The organism is Caulobacter sp. P1_D6, from assembly GCF_056406095.1.
On the sequence record NZ_JBFUAW010000011.1, the window covers coordinates 59,767 to 81,728 of the forward strand.

At 69.7% G+C, this 21,962-nt stretch carries 12 protein-coding genes; 1 reads left to right on the forward strand and 11 read right to left on the reverse strand.

Translation table 11 applies throughout. From position 1 onward, the window contains the following. Positions 1-203: 203 nt before the first annotated feature. The 6 genes from AC1DYP_RS07920 to AC1DYP_RS07945 all read right to left on the reverse strand — a co-directional run bounded on the left by AC1DYP_RS07920 (position 204) and on the right by AC1DYP_RS07945 (position 10,973). A complete protein-coding gene (locus tag AC1DYP_RS07920) occupies positions 204-1,640 on the reverse strand; it encodes an efflux transporter outer membrane subunit (protein WP_477045875.1) in 1,437 nt (478 codons plus the stop codon). Next, entirely contained in the window at positions 1,640-4,846 is a 3,207-nt protein-coding gene (locus AC1DYP_RS07925) for an efflux RND transporter permease subunit (protein ID WP_477045876.1), read from the reverse strand. Before AC1DYP_RS07925 ends, AC1DYP_RS07920 begins: the two co-directional genes overlap by 1 nt. Continuing rightward, positions 4,843-7,980, reverse strand: a complete 3,138-nt coding sequence (locus AC1DYP_RS07930) for a multidrug efflux RND transporter permease subunit (protein ID WP_477045877.1) — start codon at positions 7,978-7,980, stop codon at positions 4,843-4,845. Before AC1DYP_RS07930 ends, AC1DYP_RS07925 begins: the two co-directional genes overlap by 4 nt. Positions 7,981-7,989: 9 nt before the next feature. Then, the gene (locus AC1DYP_RS07935; RefSeq protein WP_477045878.1) at positions 7,990-9,312 is read right to left on the reverse strand and encodes an efflux RND transporter periplasmic adaptor subunit; all 1,323 of its coding nucleotides are present in this window, start codon (positions 9,310-9,312) and stop codon (positions 7,990-7,992) included. A 197-nt stretch (positions 9,313-9,509) separates the two neighbouring features. Then, on the reverse strand, positions 9,510-9,866 hold the full coding sequence (locus tag AC1DYP_RS07940) for a PilZ domain-containing protein (protein WP_477045879.1): 357 nt from the start codon (positions 9,864-9,866) through the stop codon (positions 9,510-9,512). A 60-nt stretch (positions 9,867-9,926) separates the two neighbouring features. After that, complete coding sequence (locus AC1DYP_RS07945; protein ID WP_477034809.1) at positions 9,927-10,973, reverse strand: alpha/beta hydrolase; 1,047 nt, start codon at positions 10,971-10,973, stop codon at positions 9,927-9,929. Positions 10,974-11,004: 31 nt separating this feature from the next. Here AC1DYP_RS07945 and AC1DYP_RS07950 point away from each other — a divergent pair, with 31 nt between their 5' ends. Beyond that, entirely contained in the window at positions 11,005-11,394 is a 390-nt protein-coding gene (locus tag AC1DYP_RS07950) for a helix-turn-helix transcriptional regulator (protein ID WP_477034808.1), read from the forward strand. Positions 11,395-11,459: 65 nt separating this feature from the next. Here the strand turns inward: AC1DYP_RS07950 and AC1DYP_RS07955 are convergent, their stop codons facing one another. The 5 genes from AC1DYP_RS07955 to AC1DYP_RS07975 form a co-directional block, all read right to left on the reverse strand. Then, the gene (locus tag AC1DYP_RS07955) at positions 11,460-17,168 is read right to left on the reverse strand and encodes an autotransporter domain-containing protein (protein ID WP_477045880.1); all 5,709 of its coding nucleotides are present in this window, start codon (positions 17,166-17,168) and stop codon (positions 11,460-11,462) included. Positions 17,169-17,426: 258 nt separating this feature from the next. Then, entirely contained in the window at positions 17,427-18,002 is a 576-nt protein-coding gene (kdpC, locus tag AC1DYP_RS07960) for a potassium-transporting ATPase subunit KdpC (protein WP_477045881.1), read from the reverse strand. A gap of 25 nt (positions 18,003-18,027) precedes the next feature. Further along, positions 18,028-20,097: a potassium-transporting ATPase subunit KdpB gene (kdpB, locus tag AC1DYP_RS07965; protein WP_477045882.1), complete on the reverse strand. Its 2,070-nt coding sequence runs from the start codon at positions 20,095-20,097 to the stop codon at positions 18,028-18,030. An 11-nt stretch (positions 20,098-20,108) separates the two neighbouring features. Continuing rightward, positions 20,109-21,818, reverse strand: coding sequence for a potassium-transporting ATPase subunit KdpA (gene kdpA / locus AC1DYP_RS07970; RefSeq protein WP_477045883.1), 1,710 nt, complete (start codon positions 21,816-21,818; stop codon positions 20,109-20,111). 13 nt (positions 21,819-21,831) lie between these two features. Then, on the reverse strand, positions 21,832-21,924 hold the full coding sequence (locus AC1DYP_RS07975; protein WP_477045884.1) for a potassium-transporting ATPase subunit F: 93 nt from the start codon (positions 21,922-21,924) through the stop codon (positions 21,832-21,834). Between the last annotated feature and the right edge of the window lie 38 nt (positions 21,925-21,962).

Sequence of the window (21,962 nt, forward strand, 5' to 3'; positions counted from 1 at the left end):
GAGGCAAGACCAAAGCAGTCACGGGCTTGTTGTAATTGAGCTTCCTGGCCTGCGCCGAGAGCTGGACGCGGCTAGCCGCCGACGCCGACGGACGGCATCCTAGCCTCGATCGCGGGCTCGAATCGTGTGGCAGATCGCCACAATTGAGATGTGGCGAGCCATGGATTCCGGGGAATTGCGGCGCCTTGGTAAGGCCGCCTTGACTAGGTCTGCGGCTTCCAGCCGCCGCCCAGAGCCTGGATCAAGGCCACGGCCGTGGTCTGCCGCGCCACGGCGGCGGTCAGCAGGGCTCGTCGCGCCGACAAGGCCGAGGCCTGGGCCGCGACCACATTCGTGTAGGCCACTTGCCCGGCCTTGTACTGGTTGAGGATCATCTGCTCGGTCTGGTCGGCTGCGTCGGAACTGGTCTTCAGCAGGGCGTGGCGCCGCTCCAGCACCTGGGCGGCGGTCAATTGGTTTTCCACGTCCTCGAAAGCGGACAAGGCGGTTTGGCGATAGTCGGCGACCGAAGCGTCGTAGGACGCCCTCGCCTGCTCCACCCGCGCCTTGCGCGCTCCGGCGTCGAACAGGGTCTGGGCGGCGGTCAGGCCCAGCGACCAGGTGTTGGCCGAGGCCGTGAACAGATTTCCCAGACCCGAACCACTGGTGTTGCCGGCGGCGCTGAGACCGATCGTCGGGAAGAACGCGGCGCGGGCCACGCCGATGTCGGCGTTGGCGGCGGCGACCCGGCGCTCGGCGGCGGCGATGTCCGGACGGCGCTCAAGCAGGGTCGAGGGCACGCCGGCCGGAATCTCGGGCACGTGGGCGCTCCAGGCCGGATCGGCCGCCAGGCGGAAACCGCTGGCCGGCTCGCCGACCAGGGTGGCGATGGCGTTCTCGTAGGTCGCGCGGGTCTGGCGCAGGCTTTCCAGCTCGGCCTGGGCCCCGGCCAGCTGGGTGGTGGCCTGCAGCACGTCCGACTTGGGCGCGATGGCCGCGGCGTAGCGATTCTGGGTGATCTGCAGGCTGCGCTGATAGCCTTCGACGGTCCTGGTCACCAGCGCCAGTTCGACGTCGGTCTGGCGCAAACCCAGATAGTTCACCGCCAGCTCGCCCTGCATCGACAGCCGGGCGCCGGCCAGGTCGGCCGCGCTGGCCTGGGCCGAGGCGTCGGCCCCGTTTATCCCCTGACGGATACGCCCCCAGAGATCGGGCTCCCAGCTGGCGCCGATGCTGGCCTGGTAGCGGTTGGCGTTGCCGGACCCGCCGGTCGAGTTGACCGAGGCCGAGCCGCCCGCCCGGGTCGCCGAGCCCGACAGGTCGATGGTCGGGAACAGGCCCGCCCGCTGCTCGCGCACCAGGGCCCGCGCCTGGCGATAGCTGGCCTCGGCCGCGGCGATGGTCTGGTTGGAGACGTTGACCCGGGCGACCAGGGCGTCCAGCTGCGGATCGCCCAGCAGGGTCCACCAATCGCCGCGATCGAGCAGGTCGCCGGGCGTGGCGACCTTCCAGCCGTCCAGGGCCTTGTAGCTGTTCGGCAGAGCCGTGACGGTGACCTGCGGACGTTCGTAGGCGGGGCCGACAGTGCAGGCCGACAGCAGGGTCAGGGCGGAGCCGGCAACGGCAAGGTGCTTCAGCGATAACATCAGACGGGCTGGCATCAGACAGGTTCCGGGGCGGAGGGCATGTGGGCCAGGAAGCGCTCGTCGCGCGCCTTGCCCCGCAGGCGGTCGAGATAGACGTAGACGACCGGGGTGGTGATCAGGGTGAGCAGCTGGCTGGCGATCAGCCCGCCGATGATGGCGACGCCCAGCGGACGGCGCAGTTCCGCCCCCTCCCCGAACCCGATGGCCAGGGGCAAGGCGCCCAGGGCGGCGGCCATGGTGGTCATCAGGATGGGGCGGAAGCGCAGCAGGCTGGCCTCGCGCACCGCGTCGACCGCCGAGAGCCCGCGCGAGCGCTGGGCGTCCAGGGCGAAGTCGATGATCAGGATGGCGTTCTTCTTGACGATGCCCAGCAGCAGGAACACCCCGATCAGGGCGATCACCGAGAACTCCATCTTGAACAGCAGCAGGGCCAGCATCGCTCCCACCCCGGCGGCCGGCAGGGTCGACAGCACGGTCAGCGGGTGGACGTAGCTCTCGTAGAGAATGCCCAGCACGATGTAGATCGCCACGATGGCGGCGGCGACCAGGAACGGCTGCTGCTTGTTCTGGTCCTGGGCGCTGCGGGCGCTGCCCTGGAAGCTGCCGCGCACATTGGTCGGCAGGGCGATATCGGCCTCGGCCTGCTTGATGGCGGCCTGGGCGTCGCTGAGCGAGACCCCGTCGGCCAGGTTGAACGACACGGTCGTGGCCAGCTCGCCGTTCTGATGGTTGATCGAGGTGGGCGTGGCGGCCTGGGCGACGCTGGAGATCGCGCTCAGCGGCGTCATCGGGGTCAGGGCCGTGTTCAGGGCCGAGCCGGTAGAGGGATCGCGCAGGCCAGGATTGACCGCCGCCCCGCTGGACGTCGTCCCGCCGCTGGTCCCGCCCGTCGTCGGCACGTAGACGTCTTTCAGCGCCTCGGGGCCTGTCGAGAACCGGCGGTCCCACTCCATGATCACCGCGTACTGGTTGATGTCCTCGTAGATCGTGGCCACCTGGCGCTGGCCGAAGGCGTTGTAGAGCGCGTTGTCCACGGCGCGCGGCGTGACGCCCATGCGCGAGGCGCTGTCGCGGTCGATGGTCACGAAGGTCTCGACGCCGTTCTCGGACTGGTCGCTGTCGACGTCGGTCATCACGTCCGACCGGGCCTTCATCGCTTCGGCCAGCTTGGGGGCCCAGGCCTTCAGCGCGTCGCTGGAGTCGCTGGTCAGGGTGTACTGGTAGGTCGAATTGCTCTGCCGCCCGCCCATCCGCACGTCCTGGACGGGGTTGAGGAAGACGCTGATGCCGGTGACCTTCTGCAGCTGCGGCCGCAGGCGGTTGATCACCGCCGAGCCCTTCTCCTTGCGATCCTCAGGCCCGTTGCCCAGGGGCTTGAGATTGACGAACAGGAAACCGCCGCCCGCCCGGTTGCCGCCGGTGAAGCCGACCACCGTGTCGACGCCCGGGTCCTTGCGGATGATGTCGACCACCTGCTTCAGCTTGGCCTGCATGACGTGGAACGACACGCTCTGGTCGGCGCGCAGCCCGGCCTGAATCTGGCCGCTGTCCTGCTGCGGGAAGAAGCCCTTGGGCATGGCGACGTAGAGCCAGGCGGTCAGGCCGATCGCCACCACCAGGATCAGCATCACCAGCGGCTTGGCGGCCAGGGCCCAGTCGAGGCTGTATTCGTAGGTCTTGTGGACACGATTGAAGCCGGCTTCGAACCAGCGGGCGACGCGGCCCTCCTGCTGGCCTTCCTTGGGCGGACGCAGCAGGTAGGCGCACATCATCGGCGTGGTGGTCAGCGAGATGACCAGCGAGATCATCACCGCCGCCGACAGGGTGACGGCGAACTCGCGGAAGAGGCGCCCCACCTGGCCGCCCATGAACAGCAGCGGGATGAACACCGCGACCAGCGAGATGCTGATCGACAGCACCGTGAACCCCACCTCGCGCGCGCCCAGCAGGGCGGCCTTGAAGCGGTCCATGCCCTTCTCGATGTGGCGCTGGGTGTTCTCCAGCACGACGATGGCGTCGTCGACCACGAAGCCGGTCGCCACGGTGATGGCCATCAGCGACAGGTTGTTGAGCGAGAAGCCCAGCAGGTACATCACCCCGAACGTGCCCAGCAGCGAGACGATGGTCGCCGCCGCCGGGATGAAGGTGGCCCGGGCGCTGCGCAGGAAGGCGCTGACCACCAGCACCACCAGCGCGATCGAGATCAGCAGGGTCACCTCGATCTCGTGCAAGGAGGCGCGGATCGAGTTGGTGCTGTCGCTGGCCACCTGCACCTGGATGTCCCCCGGCAGCTGGGCGCGCAGCTCGGGCAAGGTGGCGCGGACGCTGTCGACGGTCTGGATGATGTTGGCCCCCGGCTGGCGGGTGACCAGGATGATGATCGCCGGCTTGCCGTTGAACAGGCCCAGGGTCCGGGTGTCGGCGACGCTGTCGGTGACCTCGGCCACGTCCATCAGCCGCACCGGGGCGTCGCCGCGCCAGGCCACGACCAGGCCCGCATAGTCGGCCGCCTTGCGCCCGCCGGGGCTGGTGTAGACCTGGAACCGCCGCCCTGCCCCCTCCACCTGGCCCTTGGGCCGATTGGCGTTGGCCGACTGCACCGCCGCGCGCACGTCCTCCAGGGCGATGCCGTACTTGTTGAGCAGGAACGGATTGACCGACACCCGCACGGCCGGCAGCGAGCCGCCGCCGATCTCGACGTCGCCCACCCCGGTCACCTGGGCCAGGCGCTGGGAGACGATGTTGGACACCGCATCGTAGATCTGGCCCGGGGTCTTGGTGTCGCTGGTCAGGGCCAGGATGATCACCGGGGCGTCGGACGGGTTCTGCTTGCGGTAGCTGGGGTTGCTGCGCAGCGTGGCCGGCAGGTCCGAGCGGGCGGCGTTGATGGCGGCCTGCACCTCGCGGGCCGCGCCGTCGATGTTGCGGTTGAGGTCGAACTGCAGGGTGACCCGGGCCGAGCCGGTGTTGCTCTGCGAGGTCATTTCGGTGACGCCGGGGATGGTCCCCAGCCGCCGCTCCAGGGGCGTGGCGACGCTGGAGGCCATGGTCTCGGGGCTGGCCCCGGACAGGTTGGCCGAGACCGAGATGGTCGGATAGTCCACCTGCGGCAGGGGCGAGACCGGCAGCACGAAGAACGCGGCGATCCCGGCCATGGCTATGCCGATGGTCAGCAGGACTGTCGCCACCGGCCGCCGGATGAAGGGCGCCGACAGGTTCACGACGGCGCCCCCGGGATTGGGTCCGGATCAGCGCGATCCGGCGCGACATGGTCGTCACGCTCGCGGTGGATCCCCCTGTCGGCCGGAGCGAACCGGTCGAAGGCCAGGTAGATCACCGGGGTGGTGAACATGGTCAGCAGTTGGCTGACCAGCAGGCCGCCGAAGATGGCGATGCCCAGCGGCCGGCGCAGCTCGCCGCCCTCGCCGAAGCTCAGCATCAGCGGGATGGCCGCGAACAGGGCCGCCAGGGTGGTCATCAGGATCGGGCGGAAGCGCAGGATGGCGGCCTGGAAGATGGCGTCGCGCGGGCTCTTGCCCTCGTTGCGTTGCGCGTCGATCGCGAAGTCGATCATCATGATCGCGTTCTTCTTGACGATGCCGATCAGCAGGATGATGCCGATGATGCCGATCACGCCCAGGTCGTTGCCGGTGAGCCACAGGGCCAGCAGCGCCCCCACCCCCGCCGACGGCAGGGTCGACAGGATGGTCAGCGGGTGGATGTAGCTCTCGTAGAGCACGCCCAGCACGATGTAGACGCAGACGATGGCCGCCAGGATCAGCCACAACTGGTTGCTCAGCGAGTTCTCGTAGGCTCCCGCCGCGCCCAGGAAGGTGTGGGTCACCGACACCGGCATGTCGATGTCCTTCATCGCCGCGCGGATGTCGTCGACCGCCTTGCCCAGCGAGACGCCGGGCGCGGTGTCGAAGCCGATCGTGGTGGCCGGGAACTGCGAGACGTGGGTGACTTGCAGCGGCGCGGTCTGTTCCTTGATAGTCGAGATCGCCGACAGCGGCGTGGGGCTGCCGCCGCCGGTCTTCAGGTTCAGCAGGCCCAGGGATTCCGGCGCGGTCAGCAGGCCGGGCTTGGCCTCCAGGATCACCCGGTACTGGTTGGTCTCGGTGAAGATGGTCGAGACGATCCGCTGGCCGAAGGCGCTGTAGAGGGCGTCGTCTATGTCCGAGGCGGTGATCGAGAGGCGCGCGGCGGTGTCGCGGTCGATGTCGACATAGGCCGCCGCCCCGGTGGCGCTGGCGTCGCTATAGACGTTACGCACCGACTTCACGCTGGCCAGGCGCTCGGCCAGCTTGCCGGCCCATTCCTTGACCGTGGCGGTGTCGGCGCCTTCCAGCGACAGGCGGTAGAGGGTCGGGCCGGTCTCGGCGTCGATGGTCAGGTCCTGGGTCGGCTGCAGATAGACGTGCACGCCCGGCACGGCGGCGACGCGGTCGCGCAGCCGCTGCATGATCTTCTCCTGCGAGCCTTTGCGGTCGGCCTTCAGGTTGATCAGCATCTGTCCGGTATGGAGCATGGCGTTGTTGGCGCCGTCGACGCCGATGAACGAGCTGAGGCTCTCGACCGCCGGGTCGTCGAGGATCGCCCGGGCGGCCTCCTGCTGCAGGCCGGCCATGCGGTCGTACGAGACCGATTGCTCGACCTCGGTGCGGGCCTGGAGCTGGCCGGTGTCCTGGGTCGGGAACAGGCCCTTGGGAATGATCAGATAGAGCAAGGCGGTCAGGGCGAAGGTCGCCACCGCGACGACCAGGGTCGCCTTCTGGCGCTCCAGCACCCAGTTGAGGCCGCGCTCGTAGTGACGCTCGACCCGCTCGAACACCGCCTGGGACTTCCGGGCGATGCGGCCCTGGTGCTCCTCGCCGGCCGGCTTCAGCCAGCGGGCCGACAGCATCGGCGTCAGGGTCAGCGACACCACCGCCGAGATCAGGATGGTGATCGCCAGGGTGATGGCGAACTCGCGGAACAGCCGCCCCACCACGTCGCCCATGAACAGCAGCGGGATCAGCACCGCGATCAGCGACACGGTCAGCGAGATGATCGTGAAGCCGATCTCGCGCGCACCCTGCAGGGCGGCCGCCATCGGTTTGACGCCCTTCTCCAGGTGCCTGGAGATGTTCTCGATCATGACGATGGCGTCGTCGACCACGAAGCCGGTGGCGATGGTCAGCGCCATCAGGCTGAGATTGTTCAGCGAGAAGCCCATCAGGTACATCACGCCGCACGAGCCGATCAGCGAGATCGGCACGGCCAGGCCGGCGATCAGGGTGGCGCGCAGGCTGTGCAGGAAGAAGAAGATCACCACCACGACCATGACCACGGCCAGCAGCAGCTCCATCTCCACGTGGTGGACCGAGCCGCGGATGCCGGTGGTGCGGTCGGCCAGCACCTTGACCTCGAGGCTGGCGGGCAGCCCCTCCTCCAGTTCCGGCAGCTTGGCCTTGATGGCGTCGACGGTCTTGATGACGTTGGCGCCGGGCTGGCGCTGGACGTTGACGATGATCGCCGGGGTCTCGTTGGCCCACGCTCCAAGACGCGTGTTCTCGGCGCTCTGAACGACCTGGGCGATGTCTCGCAGCCGGATCGGGGCCTCGTTCTTGTACGATACGATCAGGTTGGAATAGTCGTCGACGCTCAGCAGCTGGTCGTTGGCGTTGATGGTGTAGGCGCGGGTCGGGCCGTCGAAGCTGCCCTTGGCGCTGTTGGCGTTGGCGTTGCTGATCGCGCTCTGCACATTGGCCAGGGTGAGGCCGTAGCTGGCCATGGCCTGGGTGTCGGCCTGGATGCGGATCGCCGGGCGCTGGCCGCCGCTGAGGGTGACCAGGCCCACGCCCGAAACCTGGCTGATCTTCTGGGCCAGGCGGGTGTTGACCAGGTTCTGCACCTCGGTCAGCGGCAGGGTGTCGGAGGTCACGGCCAGGGTCAGGACCGGGGCGTCGGCCGGATTGACCTTGGCGTAGACCGGCGGGGCCGGCAGGTCGGCGGGCAGCAGGCTGTTGGCCCCGTTGATCGCCGCCTGCACCTCCTGTTCGGAGACATCCAGGCTTTCACCCAGATTGAACTGCAGGGTGATGATCGAGGCCCCGGCCGTGCTGACCGAACTCATCCGCGCCAGGCCCGCCATCTCGCCCAGCTGGCGCTCCAGCGGCGCGGTCACCGTCTGGCTCATCACCTCCGGGCTCGCGCCGGGATAGAGGGTCTGGATCTGGATGGTGGGATAGTCGACCTGCGGCAGGGCCGACAGCGGCAGCAGGCGGAAGCCGACCAGGCCGGCCAGGACGATGGCCGCCATGAACAGCGCCGTGGCGACCGGTCGCTGGATGAAGGGACGCGAGGGATTCATGGCGCCGGCCTATTCGGCCTGTTGCCGGCGGCGACGCTCGCCGCCCTGCCCTTGCCCCTGACCCTGGCCTTCACGGCCGGCGCGTTCACCCTTGCCTTGGCCCTTGCCCTTGCCTTGACCCATGCGGCCGGCGGCTTGGCCGGGAAGCTGGACCTTGCCGCCCTCGCGCAGGCGGTCGCCGCCCTCGGTGATGACCTTCTCGCCGACCTTCAGGCCGCTGGCGATCGACACCTGGGCCGTGGTCGAGGGGCCGGCCGTGACCTTGCGCTTGTGCACCGTCTGGCCCTCGCCCAGCACCCAGACGAAGGCGCCGTCGCTGCTCTGGCGCAGGGCCGTGGCCGGCACGACCACCGCGCCCCGGATGGTGTCCAGCTCCAGGCGGACATTGACGAACTGGCTGGGGAACAGGGCGCCGCCGGCGTTGGCGAAGCGGGCCTTGGCCTTGACCGTGCCGGTGCCGACGTCGACCACGTTGTCCAGGGTCGAGAACGTCCCGCGATCCAGCGTGGTGGTCCGCGTTCTATCCAGCGCGATGACCGGCAGGGCCGCGCCGCTGTTGGCCCGGGCGCCGATGCGCGGCACGTCGTCCTGGGGCACGGTGAACTCGACATCGATCGGCGAGACGGTGGTGATCACCGCCACGCCGCTGGCGTCGCCCGCGCCGATATAGTTGCCGACGTCGACGACGCGCAGGCCGACCCGGCCGCTGACCGGAGCGACGATGCGGGCATAGCCGACGTTCAGCCGCGCGGTGCCGACGGCGGCCCGGTCGGACATGACCGTGCCCTGCAGTTGCTTGACGGTGGCGGCCTGGGTGTCGACCTCCTGGCGGGCGATGGAGTCCTGGGTCAGCAGGGTCTGGTAGCGCGCCAGGGTGACCTGGGCGCTGGCCAGTTGAGCCTCGTCGCGGGTCAGGTTCCCCTGGGCCTGCATCAGGTCCATCTGGAACTGGCGGGGATCGATCTGCACCAGCGGCTGGCCGGCGCGGACCATCTGGCCTTCCTTGAACATCACCTGGGTGATCACGCCCGCCACCTGGGGTCGGACGGTGACCGTCGCGGCGGGCGTCACCGTGCCGAGCGCCTCGATCACCACCGGCAGGTCGGTCTGGGTCGCCGTGGCGACCGCCACGGTGCTGGCCGGGCCGCGTCGTCCGCCGCCGAAGCCGCCAGGGCCGCCGGGACCGCCCGCGCCGCCGCCCTCGCCTTTCGGCGCGTGCATCAGGCTCCAGGCCAACCACACCACGCCAGCCAGAACCGCCAGGGCGATCGCGCCGCCGATGATTTGCGCCTTACGGCTGACGGGACGGATCGGCGGATAAGGTTCGGTCATCGAGATCTCAGGCGCGCAGGGCAAGGGGAGCGGGCAACCGCCGCCATATCCGCAGCATCAAACGCCACAGTGGCGAATCGGATGCCCGGTACGGTCACGTTAGCTGTCGCTCGCAGCCTTAGTTGCCCGGCCACGTTGCCTTAGCATTTCAGGGTCGAAATCTGTCGCGCCGCCATTTCGCCGCGAGCGGCGGGCCGCTAGGCCGCGTTCAGCCGCCACGCGAAGCGCGTGGCGATCGTCACGGCGCCGTCCTTGCCGCCCGCCGGCCCGTCGAGGTCGTCGCTCTCGATGAACTGCAGGCCGGCCTCCTTCTGGGAGCGCCAGACCACGCGGGTCAGGTGGATCTTCTTGGCGATGGAATCCACCAGGAAGGAGCCTTCCGCCTGCAGGTCGAAGTCGCCGACCGCGATCCGGGCCCCGCCCTCGGCGATGTCGATGAGCGAGACCTTCCAGGCCTTCCGGCCGTCGACCAGATAGGCCTTGCGCTTGGTCGGCGTACGGGGATGGGCCCGCAGGTCGACACCACCTGATCTGTTCTCGTCATCCGATCGCATGAGAACGACCCTAGCCAAGCAGGGTTAACGGATGGCGCCGCCCACCGTCACGGGAACGATCTATTGGGGCGACGCGATCGCCGCATCCAATCGCCGCCGGATGAAGCCCGCCGCCAGCTCGATCGACTGCCGGGCCTTGGGCGTGTTCATCCGCTCCCAGAAATGGGTCTCGTCGGCCCAATGGCGCAGGGTCAGGTCGCCGCCCACGTCGCGCACCTTGTCGGCCAGGCGCATGGAGTCGTCGTAGAGGATGTCGGTCCGGCTGGCGTGGACCAGCAGCGGCGGGAAGCCATGGAAGCTTCCGAACAGCGGCGAGGCGATCGGCTCGATCGCCGAGCGGCCCTGCAGATAGAAGTGCGCGAACATCGCCAGCGACTCCATCGTGTGCGGCGAGGTCTTGGCGATCGAGGCGGCCATGACCGACCAGCTCTGCAGGGACAGGTCCAGCCACGGCGACAGCAGCACGATGCCTGCGGGCATCGGCTCGCCCCGATCGCGCACCACCTGGAAGGCGGCCATCATGATCGCCGCGCCGGCCGACTCGGCCAAGGCCACGACCGGCTCGTCGGGCCGGTGCAGCCTCTGCCAGCGCCAGGCCTCGACGATGTCGTCCACGGCCGCCGGACAGGGATGCTCGGGCGCCAGGCGATAGGACGGCGCATAGACGCTGGCCTCGGCCGCGGCGGCGAAACGTCCCACCAACTGGCCGATCCGCGGGCTGCGCTCGGCGACGAACGAGCCGCCATGGACGTAGAAGACCGTTCCCCGCGGCGATTTGTCCCGGGGCGCGAACCAGTCGGCGCGGGTGGGCGGCGCGGGGGCGACGAAGTCCGGCGTCTCGCTCCAGGTGGCGTCCACCTCCAACGACGGCAGCACGCCGTCGTAACGGTCGTGCCAGGCCCGCGCGCGGCGCAGGAACTCGGCGAACGCCTCTTCTCCCCTGGCGTGACAGGCCAAGCCCTTGCGCAGCTGGCTCATGATCACCCGCTGGGCGATGGCGTAGCTGGCCTTCTGGCGAAAATCGGAAAACGGCCTGCGCGGCGTTTCCGGCGCGGCCTTCAGTTCGACCAGCCCTTGACGCGGGACAGCCGTCGTAATCGATACCATTGTACGCGAACGCTCCCCAGGCCACGCTTTTATGACGAACAAGAAACAACAAGACGCCCTGTTCGACAACCTGAAGCCGTTGACGCGGGTCTATCCCAGCCTCGAGGCCCGCCTGACCAAGGCGGCGGAGGCCGGCCATCCCTATGTCCTCCGCGCCCTGGAGATCTTCGGCCGCGCGAAGGGCCGGTCGCAGGAGCAGGCCCTAGCGGCCTATCGCGAAGACCATGGCCTGACCGAGGCCGAGGCCAAGCTGGCCTATTTCCTGGTCGAAGGCGGCACCCTGGCCGGCTACGCCCTGACGACGAACCTGTCACGCAACACGGTGCGTTCGTACCTGAAATCGATCTTCAGCAAGACGGGAGCGACCCGCCAGGCCGAATTGATCCTGATCCTGGGCGAAGACCGGTCGAGGACGCGCTAGGCGCCCTCGACCGCCCCCTCCCCCCGGGCGCGCTCCCCCAGAAGCGCGCCCTCGGAAACAGGCTCCTAGAACCGCCAGGCGCCGCCCGCGCGGATGGCTTGGGCCTCGTAGCGGTCGCCGTAGGTCCCTTCGTAGGTGACCCCGAACCGGGCGCGGTCGCCCGACACCAAGTCGACGCCGAGCTGAACGGCCAGGGCGCCGGCGTCGTACTTGGCGCCGCTGACCACGAAGCGGGTCGTCCCGCCCGCGAAGGCGTTGGAGGTTTCACCCGCCAGGTCGCCCGTGGTCATGCGCCAGGCGACGGCGCCGCGCGGCCGCAGGACCACCGCCGAGCCGAGGCCCATTTCACCCTTCACCTTGACCCCGATGTCGATGACGCCGAGCTCGCGGGTGACGCCGTCCACCTTCAGGGCCGTGAAGCCGCCGGTTTCAGAGAAGTCGTCGCTCTTCACGCGCAGGTAGCTGGCCGACACGAAGGGCTCGACCGAGGTCGCGCCCAGCGCCACCGGAGCCGACACCTGACCGAACAGCTGGCCGACGGTGGCGTCGTACTTGCCCTTCAGCCGGTCCACGACGCCCGGGAACTGCGCCACCCGCTCGGCGTCGACCGACGACCAGGCGTAGGCGCCGCCCAGATTGGCGCGCAGGGGTCCGAAGGTGGTGGCGGCGTAGGCCGCGACCTGACCGCCGGTGCTCTCGGCGCGGCTGCCGCGCGCCGACACCCTGGCTTGACCTTCGCCATAGGCGGCGGCCAGGCCCAGGCGGGTGTCGCCCAGCATCCTGTCGCCGCCGACCACCAGGCCCGAGCCGCTGACCTTCAGGCCCGCCGCGCCCGCGCCGGCGTCGACATGGCTCCAGCCCGCCAGGACGTCGCCCCAGCCGCCGGCGACGTCCGCCGAGGTCGAGCTGCGCGCCTGGATCGCCTCGCGCAGGCGTCCCGCCTCGCCCGCCAGGACGGTGGAGACATCGGCATGGATCTGGCCGTCCAGAGCGTTGTAGGCCTGGACCGAGCCCGCCGCGTTCTGGGTGACGAGGGCGTCGTAGACCGGCGCTCCCAGGCCCAGGGCTTCGGCGGCCGCGGCCACGTGGGCCTGGTTCGGGGTCGTGGCGAAGCTGGCGAAGCGGATGTCGTTGCGCAGCAGGTTCAGGCGCACGGCGTTGGCCGTGTAGGTCAGGCTGGGCGTCAGGAACGCCATGTCGCTGGTGACGCCGGAGAACCGGCCCGTGATGCCGCCCGCCGAGGTCAGGATGCCGTACTGGGTCAGGCGGGCGTACTGCGAGGCCGGACCGCCGGCCAGCACGGCGACGTTGGCGCCGGTCTGGATGGTGGTGGCGCCGCCGACGACTATCAGGTCGTGCTCGCCGGTCGGCAGCACCTCGACCTGGTAGGTCGAGCCGGCGGTGAAGGTGAAATCGCCGGCCACGGTCAGGGTGCCAGGCGAATTGCCGGGCGTGACCTGGCCGCCGCTCTGCACGATCACGTCGCCGCCGATCGTCCCGGAGCCGCCCAGGGCGCCCGACGCGCCGACCGTGACGTCGGACGTCACCGAGCCGTTGACCTTCAGCTTGCCGACCCCGACCGTGGTCGGGCCGGTGTAGGTGTTGGCGCCGGTCAGCTCGATCACGCCGCCGCCGGTGATCGTGAACGAGCCCGAGCCGGTGATCGCGCCGGCGAAGGTGGTGCTGCCCGACTGGTTGACGGTCAGGGCCCCGCCGTCGATATCGACCTCGCCCGTCGCGCCGCCGCTGAGGTTGGTGATGGTCTGGGTCAGGCCGCTGAGGTCCAGCACGCCGTTGTCGACCTGGACCTCGGCGGTCTGCGGCAGGTGCAGGATCCGCACCGAACCGCCCTGGACCGTGGTCGTGCCGGTGAAGCCGTACTGGCCCGACAGGGTCAGGCGCGACGCCCCCAGCTTGACCAGCTCGCCCGCGCCGGTGATGTCGCCGCCGAAGTCGTATTCGTCCGAGCGGTTGAAGACCGCCGTGCCGGCGATCGCCAGGTCGCCGGTCAGCGCGCCGGTCGTGCCGCCATCGCCGATCTGCAGGGCCGCGCCCGACGCCACCGTGACATCGCTGCTCATCGAACCGGTCAGCAGCAGCTTGCCGCCCGAGACCGTGGTCGGGCCGGCATAGGTCGCCGCGCCGCTCAGGGTCAGGGTGGCGGCGCCGGACTTGGTCAGGCCGCCGGCGCCGGTCAGGTCGCCCGAATAGCTGGAGGCGTTGGCCTGGGCGATCGTCAGGGTTCCGGCGCCGATGTCGAGGTCGGCGTCGCCCGACAGCCCGCCGGTCCTCTTGGCGCCCGAACCCAGGGCGAAGGCGTCGCCCTTCAGGGCCAGGCGCGAGTCCGCCGACAGGTCGGCGATGGTCACCAGGCCGCCGTCGTTGGTCAGCTGACCGGTGCGCGAGTAGACGCCCGACAGGGTCAGGTCGCCACCACCGGCCCAGATCACCTCGCCGCCGGCGCCCGACAGGGCGTTGGTCAGCGTGTAGTCGCCGGCCCGGCCGAGGAAGAACAGCCCGCCTTCCACCTTGATGTCGCCGGCGAAGCCGCCGCTCGCGCCCGGTCCGGCGACCTTCACCGTGCCCAGACCCGCATCGTCGGTCACATAGCTGGCGCCGACCACCACGACGCCGCCGGTCTGCTCTAGGCCGCCGCCGATGTCGGTCGCCACATGCAGTTCGCCGCCGTTCACCCGGGTCACGCCCGTATAGGTCCAGGCGCCGGACGCCAGCATCGCGCCCGAGTTCAGCTCGACCTCGCCCGTCCCGCTGATCGAAAGCGTGCCGCTGTCGGCATAGAGGTTGTCGTCATAGCTCTGGTAGATCAGCGTGCCGTCGTTGCGCACCGACAGGCCGGTTCCCGGCGTCGTGGTCTCGATCCAGGCGTTGCGGTCCTGCTTGTCGTCGATGCGCAGGGTCGCGCCCGAGGCGATGGCGATGCTGTCGGTCTGCAGCAGACCCGACAGGGTCCAGTCACCAGTCTCGACCTTGGTGGTCTCGAAGCCGACGATGTCGCCGAACGTCTGGTCGGCGGTCTGCTGGCTGGAGGTTCCCTTCAGCATCAGGCTGTCCAGGCCGGCCCCGCCGTCCACGGCGCCGGCGAAGCTGGCGCCCGTCAGCTGGGCCAGGGTGTCGTCCCCGCCGGCGAACTTCACGGCGATCGCGCCGCTGCCGCCGATGTGGCCGGCCGTGGTCAGACTGGCGCCGTAACCGGCCGCCGGAGAGCCCGATCCGCCCGGCACGGGGACGGCGCGGAACTCGACCCCGGCGCCGCCGAGCGCGGTGATCGAGGCGTCCGCCCCGACCGTGACCTCGGCCCGGTTGAGGGCCGAAACCCGGACCCCGCCCAGGCCGCCCAGGGTTTCGCCCGTGACCGTCAGATTGGCGTCGTGGCTGGCATAGAGGTCGATGGCGACGCTGTTGGCGTCCTTGGCGACCGCGCGGCCCGAGGTCACCGCCACGTCGCCGTTGTCGGCCAGGGCCTGGATGGCGCGCGAGCTGGCGCCGACGATCTCGACGTCCTCGCTGACGATCATCACCTGATCGCCGCGACCGAACAGGGCCAGGGTGCCGGCGCTGCTGGCCCGCGCCTTGCCGCTGTTGATCTCGACCACCCCGCCGGTGGACTGGCCCCAGACGGCGGTGGCGTATTGACCGACCACGGCGGAGTCGACGCTGTTGACGACCACGTGGCCGCCGCCGGTCGACAGCGCGCCCACGCCATCGGCCGTGAAGGCGCCGTTCATGCCGAGGTTGGCGGTGCGGGTGACGCCGGCGCTGACGACGATGTCGCCCGTCGTGCTCTGGGCGAACACGCCCACGTCGCCGGTGGTCCCGGCCGAGACCGAGCCCGTGGTCACATGCACCGCGCCCTCGCGGCCATAGATCACCACGCCCGTGCCGCCGGCCGTGACCTTGTCGGCCGAGACGTCCACCGCGCCCTGACCGTAGACGTACAGACCCACGCCGTTGCCGACCGTGATCTCGCCGCTGTCGATGCTGATCGGACCGGCGTGATCCACCCAGATGCCGGTCGAGCCGGCGCCGGTGGCGCTGACCTTGTCGCTGACGATGCTCAGCGCGCCCGTGCCGCCGCCGGGCGCGTGCGGCGTCCCGTAGACCAGCAGTCCGTCGGCATCGACCATGATCCCGTGGGCGTTGGCGCCGGTGGTGGTCACCTGGCCGCTGTCGATGACGACATCGCCGGTATTGGTCCAGGCGTAGATGCCGCGGGCGTTGGTTCCCGTCGTGCTGGCCGCGCCGCTGGTGATGTCGATGTTGGCGGTCTTGTTGAACGTCAGCGCCATGATGGCGTCCGCGGCGTTGCTGGCGCTGGGCCCGCCCGTGGTCGAGGCCACGTCGCTCTTGATCGTCACCCCGCCGCCGCCGTTGGCGTAGATCGCCCGGCCGCCGGCCCCGGCCGCTGTGGCGGTCCCGCTGTCGATGTTGATCGCGCCGTTGGCCGCCGAGGCGTAGATCGCCCACGACTGGGCGCCCCCGGCGCTGGCCTTGTCGCTGGTGATGTCGATGCCGCCCAGGAAGCTCTGTGCGCTGATGGCGTTGGAGAACACCTGGACGCCGCCGGCGGTGATCCCGCCGCCGGTCGCCGAGGCCTCGCCGCTGACGATCTTGATCGCCCCGTCGCCCCTGGCCACGATCGCCGAGCCGCCGTCGCCGGTGGCGCCGGCATGCTGCGAGGTCACCTCCATCAGGCCGGCCGCCTCGACGCGGATGGCGTCGGTGTAGTGGACCGCGGTGTCGTAGGTGACCGCGCCATGGGTGGTGGTGGTGTCGGCCGTGACCTTGGCCGCGCCGCCCGCCTTGACGTAGATCCCGTAGGCGCCGTCGCTGGCCGTGGTGACCGTTCCGCTCTCGACGGTCGCGTCGCCGGCCTGGGCGTTGGCGGACACGCCGAGGAAGCCGACGCCGCTGGTCGACAGGTCGTCGACCTTGACGCTGACGTCGCCGTTGTAGCTGCGCGCGCCGATCCCCTGACCGTACGACGTGTGGCCGGCGGGACCGACGGCCGGAGCTCCTGTCGCGACGATCTTGCCCGCGGTCACGGAGACATCGCCGAACCCAATCGCGCCGATGACGCCGTTGGGCTGGGTGGTCGAGGCCTCGCCCACCACCACCGTCACCTTGCCGCCGCCCGTCGGCGCGCCGCTGGGGCCGTCCAGCGAACGGGCCAGAACGATGCTGCCGCCCAGGCCCGAGGAGGTGACCTTGTCGATCTCGACCGTGACGTCGCCCGTCTTCGATTGGGCCGCGACGCCCGACGTATAGACCCCGGCCGTCGATACTTCGCCGGCCTTGACCTTGACCGCGCCGCTGTCCGACAGCGCCACGATCGCGTCATTGGTCATGTCGTTGACCATGTCGGTCCCCGAGGTGGCCGCCTTGGTCACTTCGATGTCGATCGCGCCGCTCGTGGTGGTTACGAACAAGCCCGGCGCCTGGTTTCCGCTGGTGGCGATGTCGGCCGCCACAACCCCGATGTCGCCGGCCCCGCCGACGACGTCCACCGCGATCGCGCCGGTGTTGGAGGCCGAGGCGGGCAGATTCAGGATCAGGTCGTCGATCGTCGTGTAGCTGACGCCGGTGGTCGTGGGGACTGGACAGGTCACGACGCCGCTCGTGGCCGGACCGCATTCATTGGCGGCCAGGGCGGCCGCAGGCTGGACCAGCAACGAGCATCCCAACGCCGTTCCAGTCAGCCACAGAACCCGCGGATTGCGCCGCGGATTGCCGCGCTTGATTTCGATTCCCGACATTTGAATCACCCCACTCAGCCACTGAAAGTCCGCCGTTCCCCGAACGGAGACCTCCGAGCTAGCTGAGCCGGAACACCGGCGACACCCCCGTTTGAGGGGGGTGGCGCGAGCAAAAGAATCTCGCCAGGTGCAGGGACCGCGCACGAAACGGGCGCGACACGTGGGGATGCCGCACGGTTAACGCAGGGAAAGTGCGTCTAGGCGCTCCCGCCTGGTCGGCTGGAGCGCCTCGGGATCGGCGGTCGATTCGCTGAGCCTCTAGGTCTTGCCGCCCTGGCGATCCAGGTCGCGATTGACCAGTAGGACGTTGACGCGCGGCTGGCCGATGAAGCCCAGCAGGCGCCCCTCCTCGTGCCGCGCGATGACCGCCTCGACGGCGTCGGTGGTGATGCCGCGAGCCTTGGCGATTCGCGGGGCCTGGAAGCGGGCGTAGGCCGGCGAGATTTCCGGATCCAGGCCCGAGCCCGAGGTGGTCACCGCGTCGGCCGGGATCGGCGCGCCGGGGTTCTCGGCCCGCAGGGTCGCGGCGTCGGTCTTCTCCCGCTCGATCAGCTTGTCGTTCAGCGGACCCATGTTGGAGCCGCCGGACGCCGAGGCGTCATAACCGCTACCGGCCGCCGACGGACGCGGATGCAGATATTCCGGCTTGGCGAAGGCTTGGCCGATCAGGGCCGAGCCGACGACCGTCCCCTTGGCGTCCTTGATCAGGCTGCCTTTGGCCTGGGCCGGGAACGCCGCCTGGGCGACGCCGGTGACGGCCAGCGGATAGGCCAGTCCCAGCAGGACCGTGAACAGGCCCGCCGAGACCAGGGCCGGACGAAGATGCGAAAGCATGGTTTCAAACTCCGAAGGACGCGGCCTAGGCCAGGCCGAGGGCGGATACGATCATGTCGATCAGCTTGATGCCGATGAACGGGGCGACCAGGCCGCCCAGGCCGTAGACGGTGAGGTTGCGCGACAGCAGCTTGCCGGCGCCGATGGCGCGGTACTTCACGCCCTTCAGGGCCAACGGGATCAGGGCCACGATGATCAGGGCGTTGAAGATCACCGCCGACAGGATCGCGCTCTGCGGGCTGTGCAGGCGCATGATGTTCAGCGCCCCCAGCGCCGGCAGGGCCACCACGAACATCGCCGGGATGATGGCGAAGTACTTGGCCACGTCGTTGGCGATCGAGAAGGTCGTCAGGGCGCCGCGGGTGATCAGCATCTGTTTGCCGACCTCGACGATCTCGATGACCTTGGTCGGGTCGCTGTCGAGATCGACCATGTTGCCGGCCTCGCGGGCCGCCTGGGCGCCGGTCTGCATGGCCACGCCGACGTCGGCTTGCGCCAGGGCCGGAGCGTCGTTGGCGCCGTCGCCGCACATGGCGACCAGGCGGCCCCTGCCCTGCTCCTCGCGGATCAGCCGCAGCTTGTCCTCGGGAGTGGCCTCGGCCAGGAAGTCGTCGACGCCGGCTTCCGAGGCGATGGCGGCGGCGGTCACCGGGTTGTCGCCGGTGATCATCACCGTGCGCAGGCCCATGCGGCGCAGGTCGGCGAAGCGCGCCTTGACGCCCGGCTTGACCACGTCCTTCAGGTGGATGACGCCGACCAGGGCGCCGTTCTCGCTGACCGCCAGAGGCGTGCCGCCCGAGCGGGCGATGCGGTCGACTGCGGCGGTGATCTCGGCCGGGATCAGCTTGGGATCAAGCGCCAGGCTGCGATAGACCGCGTCCACCGCGCCCTTGCGCCACGACATGCCGCCGGCGTTCAGGCCCGACTGACGGGTCGAGGCGCTGAAGGCGATCGAGGTCGCGCCTTCGGGGGCGTCAATGACGATCCCGGCGTTGCGGCCCAGCTCGACGATCGAGCGGCCTTCCGGGGTTTCGTCGGCCAGCGAGGCGCTGACGGCGGCGCGCAGGGCGGCCTCCGGACGCACGCCCGGCGCGGCGATCACCTCGGTCGCCATGCGGTTGCCGAAGGTGATGGTGCCGGTCTTGTCGAGCAGCAGGGTGTCGACGTCGCCGGCGGCCTCCACGGCTCGACCCGAGGTGGCCAGGACGTTGTGCTTCATCAGCCGGTCCATGCCGGCGATGCCGACGGCCGACAGGAGGCCGCCGATCGTCGTCGGAATGAGCGTGATGAACAGCGCGCCCAGCACCAGCGGGTCCAGGACCACGCCCGAGAACTTGCCCAGGCCCAGCAGGGTGACGACCGCGATCAGGAAGATCAGGGTCAGGCCGGCCAGCAGCACGGCCAGGGCGATCTCGTTGGGCGTCTTGCGACGGTCCGCGCCCTCGACCATAGCGATCATGCGGTCCAGGAAGGTCGAGCCGGCCGAGGCGGTGACCCGCACCTTGATCCAGTCGGAGACCACGGTGGTGCCGCCGGTGACGGCCGAGCGGTCGCCGCCGCTCTCGCGAATGACTGGGGCGCTTTCGCCGGTAATGGCCGCCTCGTTGACGCTGGCCATGCCCTCGATGATCTCGCCGTCGGTCGGCACCACGTCGCCGGCCTCGACCAGGATCACCTCGCCGGGGACCAGCTTGTGGGCGGCGGTCGGGATGATCGTGCCGGTCGTCTCGTCGATGATCAGCTTGGCGTTGGTGGTCACGCGGGTGGCGCGCAGGCTGTCGGCCGCCGCCTTGCCCCGCCCTTCGGCGACGCTCTCGGCCAGGTTGGCGAACAGCACCGTGGCCCACAGCCACAGCGACACCTGGACGGCGAAGCCGGCGGACTGGTGGTTGGCGATCGCCGCGACCGCCGAGACGGTCGACAGCAGGGCCACCACCCAGGTGGCGAAGATCACCGGATTGCCGGTCAGCTGGCGCGGGTCCAGCTTGACGAAGGCGTCCTTGGTCGCCCGGGCCAGGATCGGCCCGGACAGGCCGGCCGCCAGGAGGCTGGCCTTGCGCCGGCCCTCCCCGGCGTGGGTTTCGATGGTCGTCATGATGAGGTCTCTCAGTGGCCGGCGACCGCGGCGAGCACCTGGAAGTGCTCGACGATCGGACCCAGCGCCAATGCGGGGAAGAACTGCAGGCCGCCCAGGATCAAGATCACCCCGATCAGCAGCCCCACGAACAGGCCGCCATGGGTCGGCAGCGTGCCGGCCGACGGCGCCAGCTTGGGCTTGGCCGCCAGCGAGCCGGCGATGGCCAGCACCGCGACGATCGGCAGGAACCGGCCCATCGCCATGGACACGGCCAGGGTGGTGTCCCACCAGGGCGCGTTGGCGGTCAGGCCCGCGAAGGCCGAGCCGTTGTTGGCCGTGCCGGAGGTGTAGGCGTAGAGGATCTCGGACAAGCCGTGCGGCCCCGCATGCATCAGTCCCTTCAGGGCCTCGGGCAACACGGCGGCGATCGCCGAGAAGCCCAGGACGCAGACGGGGATGGCCAGCACGGCGAGGATCGAGAGCTTGACCTCCTTGGCCTCGATCTTCTTGCCCAGATATTCCGGGGTGCGCCCCACCATGAGACCGGCGACGAACACCGCCAGCACGGCCATCACGACCATCACCGCGATGCCCGAGCCGATGCCGCCGGGCAGGATCTCGCCCAGGTGCATCAGGAACATGGCGATCCCGCCGCCCAGGGGCATCAGGCTGGAATGCATCCCGTTGACCGAGCCGTTGGAGGCCCCGGTGGTCATGGCGGCCCAGGCGGCCGTGGCCGGCGCGCCGAAGCGGGTCTCCTTGCCTTCCATGTTGACGCCGGTGTCGACGCCGGCGGCCACCTGGGCCGGAGCCGGCTGGACCTCGGCGGCGTAGATGCCGGCGGCGGCGGCGAACAGCAGCACGCTGGCGGCGATCACCAGGGCGCGGACGTCCTTCCTGGCCAGGACCGAGCGGCCGAAGGCGAAGAAGGCGGCCCAGCCCAGCACGTTGATCGACACGGCCGTGATCAGGTTGGTCAGCGGCGTGGGGTTCTCGAACGGGTGGGCCGAGTTGGCGTTGAAGATGCCGCCGCCGTTGATGCCCAGCATCTTGACCGCTTCCTGCGAGGCCACGGCGTAGAGCGAGATCTTCTGGTCGACGCCTTCCAGGGTGTGGGCGGTGACGCTGGCGGCCAGGGTCTGGGGCAGGCCCAGGGCGACCAGCACGACCGCCAATACGAACGACAGCGGCAGCAGCACATAGAGCGTGGTGCGGATCAGGTCGGCCCAGAAGTTGCCGACGCCCTCGCCGCGGTTGGCGATGAAGGCCCGGGCCAGGGCCGCGGCCACGGTCGCGCCGGTGGCCGCCGAGACGAAGTTCTGCACGGTCAGAACGATCATCTGACTGAACGTCGACATGGTCGTCTCGCCGGCATAGCTCTGCCAGTTGGTGTTGGTCACGAAGCTGATGGCGGTGTTGAACGACAGGTGCTCGGACAGCGCCGGGAAACCCTGCGGGTTCATTGGCAACACGCCCTGCAGGCGCAGGACGCCGTAGGTGATCAGGAAGCCGACGAGGTTGAAGGCCAGCAGGGCTCCGGCGTAGCCGTACCAGCTCTGGCTCTTCTTCGGATCAACCCCGCAGACGGTGTAGAAAAACGCCTCGAACGGCCGAAGCACCGGGTCGAGCCAGGTGCGTTCGCCGTTCCAGACACGCGACATGTAGACGCCGATAGGCCAGCCGATAGCGACCGCCAGCCCCAGCGTCAGGGCGATTTCCGCCCAGCCTTGCCAATTCATGAAATGAGTTCCGTCAGAACTTGTCGGGCCGCAGCATCGCCGCGACCATGTAGACCGCGACGACGATCGCCCCGGCGCCCCAGAGCACGTTCACCAGCATGGTCAAACGCGCCTCAAACCCATGGCGAAGGCGGCGAAGGCCAC